General features: G+C 74.1%; 6 protein-coding genes and 1 tRNA gene. 5 read left to right on the forward strand and 2 right to left on the reverse strand.

Going from position 1 to position 6,619, the window contains the following annotated elements; all coding sequences use genetic code 11:
• From NH602_RS26570 to NH602_RS26585, 4 genes are all read left to right on the forward strand, one after another.
• Positions 1–1,449: LuxR family transcriptional regulator (locus tag NH602_RS26570; protein WP_253069211.1), on the forward strand; the 1,449-nt coding region annotated here is incomplete at its 5' end.
• Positions 1,450–1,522: 73 nt separating this feature from the next.
• Positions 1,523–2,296: a DUF5995 family protein gene (locus NH602_RS26575; protein ID WP_073575208.1), complete on the forward strand. Its 774-nt coding sequence runs from the start codon at positions 1,523–1,525 to the stop codon at positions 2,294–2,296.
• 44 nt (positions 2,297–2,340) lie between these two features.
• Positions 2,341–3,048, forward strand: a complete 708-nt coding sequence (locus tag NH602_RS26580) for a response regulator transcription factor (RefSeq protein WP_253069212.1) — start codon at positions 2,341–2,343, stop codon at positions 3,046–3,048.
• Positions 3,049–3,075: 27 nt separating this feature from the next.
• Positions 3,076–3,149: transfer RNA gene (locus NH602_RS26585), tRNA-Pro, on the forward strand.
• Between the two features lie 749 nt (positions 3,150–3,898).
• Here NH602_RS26585 and NH602_RS26590 read toward each other — a convergent pair.
• Together NH602_RS26590 and NH602_RS26595 are read right to left on the reverse strand one after the other, a co-directional pair.
• Positions 3,899–5,197: an MFS transporter gene (locus tag NH602_RS26590; protein ID WP_073575193.1), complete on the reverse strand. Its 1,299-nt coding sequence runs from the start codon at positions 5,195–5,197 to the stop codon at positions 3,899–3,901.
• A 9-nt stretch (positions 5,198–5,206) separates the two neighbouring features.
• The gene (locus NH602_RS26595; RefSeq protein WP_179760138.1) at positions 5,207–5,908 is read right to left on the reverse strand and encodes a GntR family transcriptional regulator; all 702 of its coding nucleotides are present in this window, start codon (positions 5,906–5,908) and stop codon (positions 5,207–5,209) included.
• 236 nt (positions 5,909–6,144) lie between these two features.
• Here NH602_RS26595 and NH602_RS26600 point away from each other — a divergent pair.
• Positions 6,145–6,619: MmgE/PrpD family protein (locus NH602_RS26600; RefSeq protein WP_253069213.1), on the forward strand; the 475-nt coding region annotated here is incomplete at its 3' end.

A 6,619-nucleotide genomic window follows, 5' to 3' on the forward strand; every position in this document is an offset into this window, starting at 1 on the left:
CCCGCCGGCGACGACCCGGCCGTCGCCGCCGTCGCCGCTCGCGCCGAGGTCCTCGCCGGCTACGCGGCCGCGCTGCTCGACCGGGCCGACTACGCCGGTGCCCGCGCCGTCGCCGAGGACGCGCTGGTCGCGGCACGCCGGGTGGGGGAGCCGCGGGCACTGGCGTCGGTACTGGCGACGCTCGGGTTCGGTGCCGCGCACTCCCGCGACGGCGCCGCCGGACTCGACGCGCTGACCGAGGCCGTCGCCGTCGCCGAGGCCGACGGCGACCCGGAGACGCTGGGGGAGTGCCTGGCCCGGCGCGCGGAGCTGCTGACCGGTCCGCTCAACGCCCTGGACGACGGCGTCGCCGCGGCCCGGGCGGGAGCCGAGCGGATGGCCGGGCTGGGGCTGGGCCGGACCTCGTCGGTGTCGCTGCGGGTGGTGGCGGCGAACGGGCTGTTCCGCGCCGGTGCCTGGGACGAGGCCGAGCGGGAGGTGGCGACGGCATGGTCGGCCGCCCCGTCCGGGGCGCAGATGCTGGAGCTGCGCCTGGCCCGCGCCCGGCTGCGGATGGGCCGTGGCGACCTCGACGGCTCCGACGTCGACCTCACCGCTGCCGAGCTGATCGCCGGGTCGGCGGGCCTGCCCAAGCAGCGGTTGCCGCTGCTGATCCTGCGCGCCGGGCTGGAGATGTGGCGGGGCAACCCGGAGCTGGCGTTCGCCCACGTCGGGAAGGGGCTCGACGTCGTCGAGTCCGGCGTCGACGACGTCTTCGCGGTCGCGCCGCTGCTCTGGCACGGTGCCCGCGCGCACGCCCAGGCCGTCCTCGCCGGACGTCCCCCCGACGCCAGCGGGCTGCGACGGCTGCGCCGCCACCGGCGCGACCTCGTCGACCGCGGGGACCGCTCCGCCCCTGCGCTGCGCGGGGTGATCGCGAGCTACGAGGCCATGTGCTCCGCCGAGGACGCCCGGACCACCGCGGGGTCCGACCCGGGCACCTGGCGAGGCGTCGCGGACCTGCTGGACGGCCTCGGCCAGCCCTACCCGGGCTCCTACGCCCGGCTGCGCAGCGCCGAGGCGCTGCTGGCGGGCCGCCGCACCGAGGAGGGCACCGCGGACCTGCGCCGCGCCGCCCGGCTCGCCGCGGGCCTGCGGGCCGGTCCGCTGCTCACCGAGATCGCCGAGGTCGCCCACCGGGCCCGGATCGAGGTGCCGGAGCTCGCCGCGGTCGCGACGGACGGCCGTGCCCCGGTCGCCGTGGACGGTCCGCTGGCCCGGCTCACCGACCGGGAGCGGGAGGTGCTGGAGGTTCTCGCCGACGGCGCCACCAACAAGCAGATCGCGGCCCGGCTGTTCATCACCCCTAAGACGGTCGGCGCCCACCTCGCCTCGGTCTTCGCCAAGCTCGACGTCACCAACCGCACCAGCGCCGCGGCCGTCCTCCGCGAGCACCGCACCGACATCTAGGTCATTCGCCCTATACCGTCGCCGGGCACGCTCGACCAGGCTGATCACCGGATCGAGCGACACGGAGGCGACGATGACGGCCACCATCGAGACGCCCTCCGGCGAGGGGACGGCCCCGGCGGGCCGGGCGCGCGTCGCGGCGCTGCTCGCGACGCCACCGGAGACGATCGACGGCGTCGTCGCGCACCTGGAGCACCTCCAGGAGATCCTCGAGTGCGAGTACGGACCCGGCGACGGCGTCGCCTCGTTCAACCGGCTCTACCTGCGCATCACCCGCGGCATCCGGGACCAGCTCGACGACGACCTGTTCGCCGACCGGGACTTCCTGGTCCGGCTCGACGTCGAGTTCGCCCGCCGCTACTTCCGGGCCCTGTACGCCGAGGCGACCGGGGGGACCCCGCCGCGGTCCTGGGGGGTGCTGCTGGAACGCCGCCACCACGACCGGATCTCCCCGGCGGAGTACGCGGTGGTCGGGGTGAACGCGCACGTCAACTTCGATCTGGCGCCCGCGGTCGTGCGTACCTGCACGGTCCTCGGGCGCGGTACCCCCGGCCCGGCCGAGCGGGCCGACTACCGGGCCGTGAACGACGTGTTCTCGCTGCACATGGTCCGCCTGCTCGACGGCTTCGACCGAAAGGACCCCGGCGAGACCTCGCTGTCCGAGCAGCTGCTCGGCTGCGTCGCCGACGTTCCGGTGGTGCTGGCCCGTGACGTCGCCTGGCGGCAGGCCCTCGAGCTGTGGGAGCTCCGCTCCCGGCCGATGGAGTACGAGAACGAGGTCGCGGCGCTCGACCGCCGGACCGCGCTCCTGGGGCGTGGCCTGCTCACGCTGGGAGCCCTGACGTGACACCCGCCCGAGTGGGGGGCGGGCGGGTGTCACACCCTCGGACGGTGGCGGTCGCACCGCTCGGGACGGTGCTGATCATCGACGACCACGAGCTCGTCGGGTCGTCGCTGGCGCTGGCCCTGCGCGCGGAGGGCGAACCGGCCTCGTTCCGTCCCGCGCACTCGCACGTCGACGTGCACCGCGCCGTCGCCGGGGTCGAGCCCGGACTGCTGGTCCTCGACCTGGACCTCGGACGCGACGCCGAGGGCCGCCGGATCGACACCATCCCGCTCATCCCGGGGCTGCGCGCCCAGGGGTGGCGGGTTCTCGTGCTCTCGGGCAGCTCCAGCCCCACCCGGATCGGCGCGGCCCTGCACCAGGGCGGCTTCACCTGGGTGTCGAAGACGGCCTCGATGCCCGCACTGGTCGTCGCGATCCGGGAGGCCCGCGTCGGGCGGTCGCTGCTGCACGCCACCCACCGCGACCAGCTCGTGCAGCGCTACGTCGAGTGGGACCGCCGTCAGCGCGCCGTCCGCGGACGCATCGCGACCCTGACCCGCCGCGAGCGGGAGGTCCTCGAACTGCTCGCCGGCGGGGTGCGGGTGCACGCCATCGCCGAGCACTTCGTCGTGTCGCTCCCGACGGTCCGCACGCAGGTCAGGGCGGTGCTCGCGAAGCTCGACGTCGGGTCGCAGCTGGAGGCCGTCGCGCTCGTACGCAGCGTCGACGCCACGGACGACACCCCCGGTGGGGTGCTGCCGTGGGTACGGTAAGGTTCCACGTGCCCCGCGAGGGGTGGCCGGGACGTGGCGCAGCTTGGTAGCGCACTTGACTGGGGGTCAAGGGGTCGCAGGTTCAAATCCTGTCGTCCCGACAGGCCGAACAGCAGCCCGTTGATCTGGAAAACTCCAGGTCGGCGGGCTGTTTCGCTGTCCGGGTATCGATCACCGTGCTGGTCATCCCGCAGCCTCGTGAGGACCATGTGGGGACCGTGGGGCCCGCAGGGAGGCGATCAGCGAGTCCCCGGCGGCCGACCCCGCGGCCTGATCCGGGTGCAGGTGGCGCTGCGTCGTGGTCAACGACCCGTGCCCGGCGATCTTGGCGTGACGTGCACCGGACGCCGGCGTCGGCCATCCACGTCAGGCCGGTGTGGCGGAGTCCGTGGCGGCGCAGGTGCTCGAACCCGAGTGACGCGACGACCTCGTCCCAGTGGGTGGTGTCCCGGAACACCGTGGTGGTGATCCGTCCGCCGCGGGGTCCGGTGAACAGCCGGGCGTCGGGCCGGCCCCCGACGACGTCGATCCGGTGCTGGACCAGACCACGCACCTCGGCGATCAGCGGGATGAACCGCGCCCGCTTGCTTCTGGTGCCCTTGTCGACGAGGCCGCCGGGGAGGGGGTGGCCCTCTGCCGGGTCAGGAGCCGGAGCATTGACAGGAGTGCGCCTGTGGTCCGGTTCGGCCGACTCGCGACAGTGGAGGCGTGGCTGCCGACCTGGTCAGGGTCGTCCTCGCGACGTCGACGACGAAAGCGCGGGGAGCAACGCAGCAGACCATGACCAACACGGCACCCGGACATGTCGCGCCAGCACGACGCTCGGGTCCTCGGCGAGGAGTCTGCGTGGTCATCGGCCGGCAGGCCTTCGCCGGGTACGCCGAGAAGTGACGTCCGTGGGGTGGACTCCGTGGCGGCTGGGCGCCACCCGCCCGGGTTCCGCGGGCGGTTCGCGCGTGCTGACCAGTGTGCACAGCGCTGACGAGAGCAGTAGTAGCCCGCCCGCGTGGAAGATCGCGCCTGCGCCTGTGATGCCGGCCAGCCCGCCTGCGGCGAGCGGCACGACGACCTGTCCGATGCGGTTGCCCGCCAGTCGTACGGACAGCGCCGCCGCGCGGTTGTGCGGGTCAGCGACGGTCGTCACCCAGGACATGGTGAGCGGCTGGCCCAGCCCCCAGAAGAAGCCGACGACGAGCATCATCACGGTCAGCAGCACGATGTCGGTCGTGAGCGGCACGAGCGCCATCGGCGCCCCCGAGGCGAGGGTGGCCGATACCAGCAGCACCCGACGCGGGACGGCCCGCAGCAGCAGCGGCATCGCGGCCCGGGACACGACCGAGGCGACGCTGCGCGCGGTGAGAAGCATCGTCACGGCGCCGACGCCCAGGCCCATCGACTGTCCCAGCAGCGGCAGGTAGGCCATGAGCAGGTCCATGCCGGTCAGGACCGTCAGGCTCGAGTAGACGGCCGGCTTCATCCCCCGAGTGCCGAGGATCGCCAGGGTGCTCTGCCGGACGGCCGAGGCGTCGGCGCGGCTGACCCGGATGCGCTCCGCCGGTACGAACCAGAACGCCAGTGGCACGGCGAGCGCGGCGAGCCCGGCCATCACGAGCAGCGCCGGGGTGGTGGCGACCTGCTCGCCCGTCGTTGCTCCGGCGTTGGTGAGGGTCGCGACCGACCCGGCGACGGGGAACCCGACCAGCTGCCCGGCCGAGACCCCGAGCGTCAGCTGCCCGAACCGGTCGTCGACCTTCTCCGGAGGAGACCACAGCGGGATCAGGCTCTGGCACGCCACCGTGTGCAGGATCTGGCCCAGCCCGAGCACCGCGCTGGCGCCGATCAGGAACCCGGCCGACGGGCTCGCCGCCGCGACGAGCACCGCGGCGACGGTCAGGATCAGCCCGAGCCGGACGACGAGCACCCCGCCCCCGCGGTCGACCGCCCGCCCGATGTGCAGCGCGACGACGAGGGGGAGGAGCGCGAACGCGCCGGTGACGAGACCGACGGTGACCGCGTCACCGCCGAGTGCGAGTGCCCGGTAGGAGATCAGCGTGCGGACGCCGGCGAGCACGGCGTGCGAGAGCAACGTGGCGAGGACGAGGCACGGGAACCACGGTGCGCGCAGCGAGCGGGGCCGGAGACGCTCCACCGGGCGTGGTCAGGAGGCCGCGGAACCGGGGGCGTCCCCGCCCACCCGGCCGGTGGCGCGCAGCTCCTCGCTGGTCTGGCGCAGTTCCCACGCGTGCATGACGTGGGCGTGCATCGCGGCCCGGGCAGCGGGACCGTCCCGGCGGCCGAGCGCCTCCAGGATCGCGTCGTGGTCCTGGTCGAGCGCCCGGCTGAACTCGCCGACGCCCCACAGCGTGACCGAGGGCTTGAACCGGGCCCAGAGCAGCGCGATGCCCTCGACCATCACCGAGGAGGCCGTCTCGTAGATCGCGAAGTGGAGGTCCTTGTTGAGCAGCGACAGGGTCGCCGGTTCGGCGCCGTCGGCGGTGGCCCTGACCAGCCGTTCGTTCGCAGCGACGATCGCAGCGTAGCCCTCGTCGGTCATGCGCTCGACCGCGACCTCGCAGGCCAGGCCCTCCAGCTCGGCACGCATCCGGTAGAGGTCCTGCGCCATCTCGGGTGTGAAGTCGCGGACGGTGGCGCCGCGATGGCTCGTGTACTCGATGGTGCCGTCGGCGGCGAGGATCCGCAGCGCCTCGCGGACCGGGGTGGGGCTGACGCCGTAGCGCTTCGCGATCGCGGTCTGCCGCAGCTGGTCGCCGGGGTTGATGACGCCCTGCTGGAGATCGGCCTTGAGCCGGTCGAGCACGTAGGCCGTGCGCGACTTCGGCGGCGCGTCCATCTCGCTCATCGGCTGCGGCGCTCCTGGTGTGGGTCGGCAGGCCTCGGCCCGGTTCGGCGCGGCCCTGCCCCGCGGGACTGACCGTGGGCGACTGAACGTAGCACGCCGATACTTTCGATGGTCAGTTGATTAGATTTTATAGAATCTATTGACCCGGGTCTCTCGTCGTGTTTGCCTCGTGGCCGCCGACCGGTGATTCCGATCACCAGCAGATCGGCCCGCCGACCAGCGCAGGAGGCAGCAGGGTGACCCGCACCGTGAGCACACCCGTCCCGACGTCGACACCGGGCCGGTGGGCCGGCCTGACGCCGGAGCACCGCGACCAGCTCCTGCACCTCCTCGTGGACGCGCTGGGCCTCGCCGCCGCCGGGGCCGCGAACGACGACGCCCGCCGGGTGCTCGACGGCCTCGCCGCCGTCTCGCCGGGCGCGGTCGCGGTGCCGTGGACCGACCTCCGCCTCGGCGCGCCACAGGCGGCGACCGCGCTGTCCACGCTGATCCACGCCTGGGACTTCGACGACACCCACGACGAGGCCGTCGTGCACACCGCCGCCGTCGTCGTCCCGGCGGCGCTGGCCGCGCTGGCGACCGCGCCGGCACCGGGGGAGCGGGTCCTGGACGGGCTCGCGACCGGCGTCCAGCTGCTGTCCCGGCTGGCCCGGCTCACCGGGCCCCGGCACGGGGTCATCCGGACGGCCGGTCTCGGGGCGCTCGCCGCCG

It is taken from the genome of Pseudonocardia sp. McavD-2-B (assembly GCF_024124365.1).
Lineage (GTDB): Bacteria > Actinomycetota > Actinomycetes > Mycobacteriales > Pseudonocardiaceae > Pseudonocardia > Pseudonocardia alni.

What these genes read in the sequence shown, in the direction of transcription:
- NH602_RS26575 (WP_073575208.1), top strand. Translation starts at nt 1,523, where the DNA reads ATGACGGCCACCATCGAGACGCCCTCCGGCGAGGGGACGGCCCCGGCG.
- NH602_RS26595 (WP_179760138.1), bottom strand. Translation starts at nt 5,908, where the DNA reads ATGAGCGAGATGGACGCGCCGCCGAAGTCGCGCACGGCCTACGTGCTC.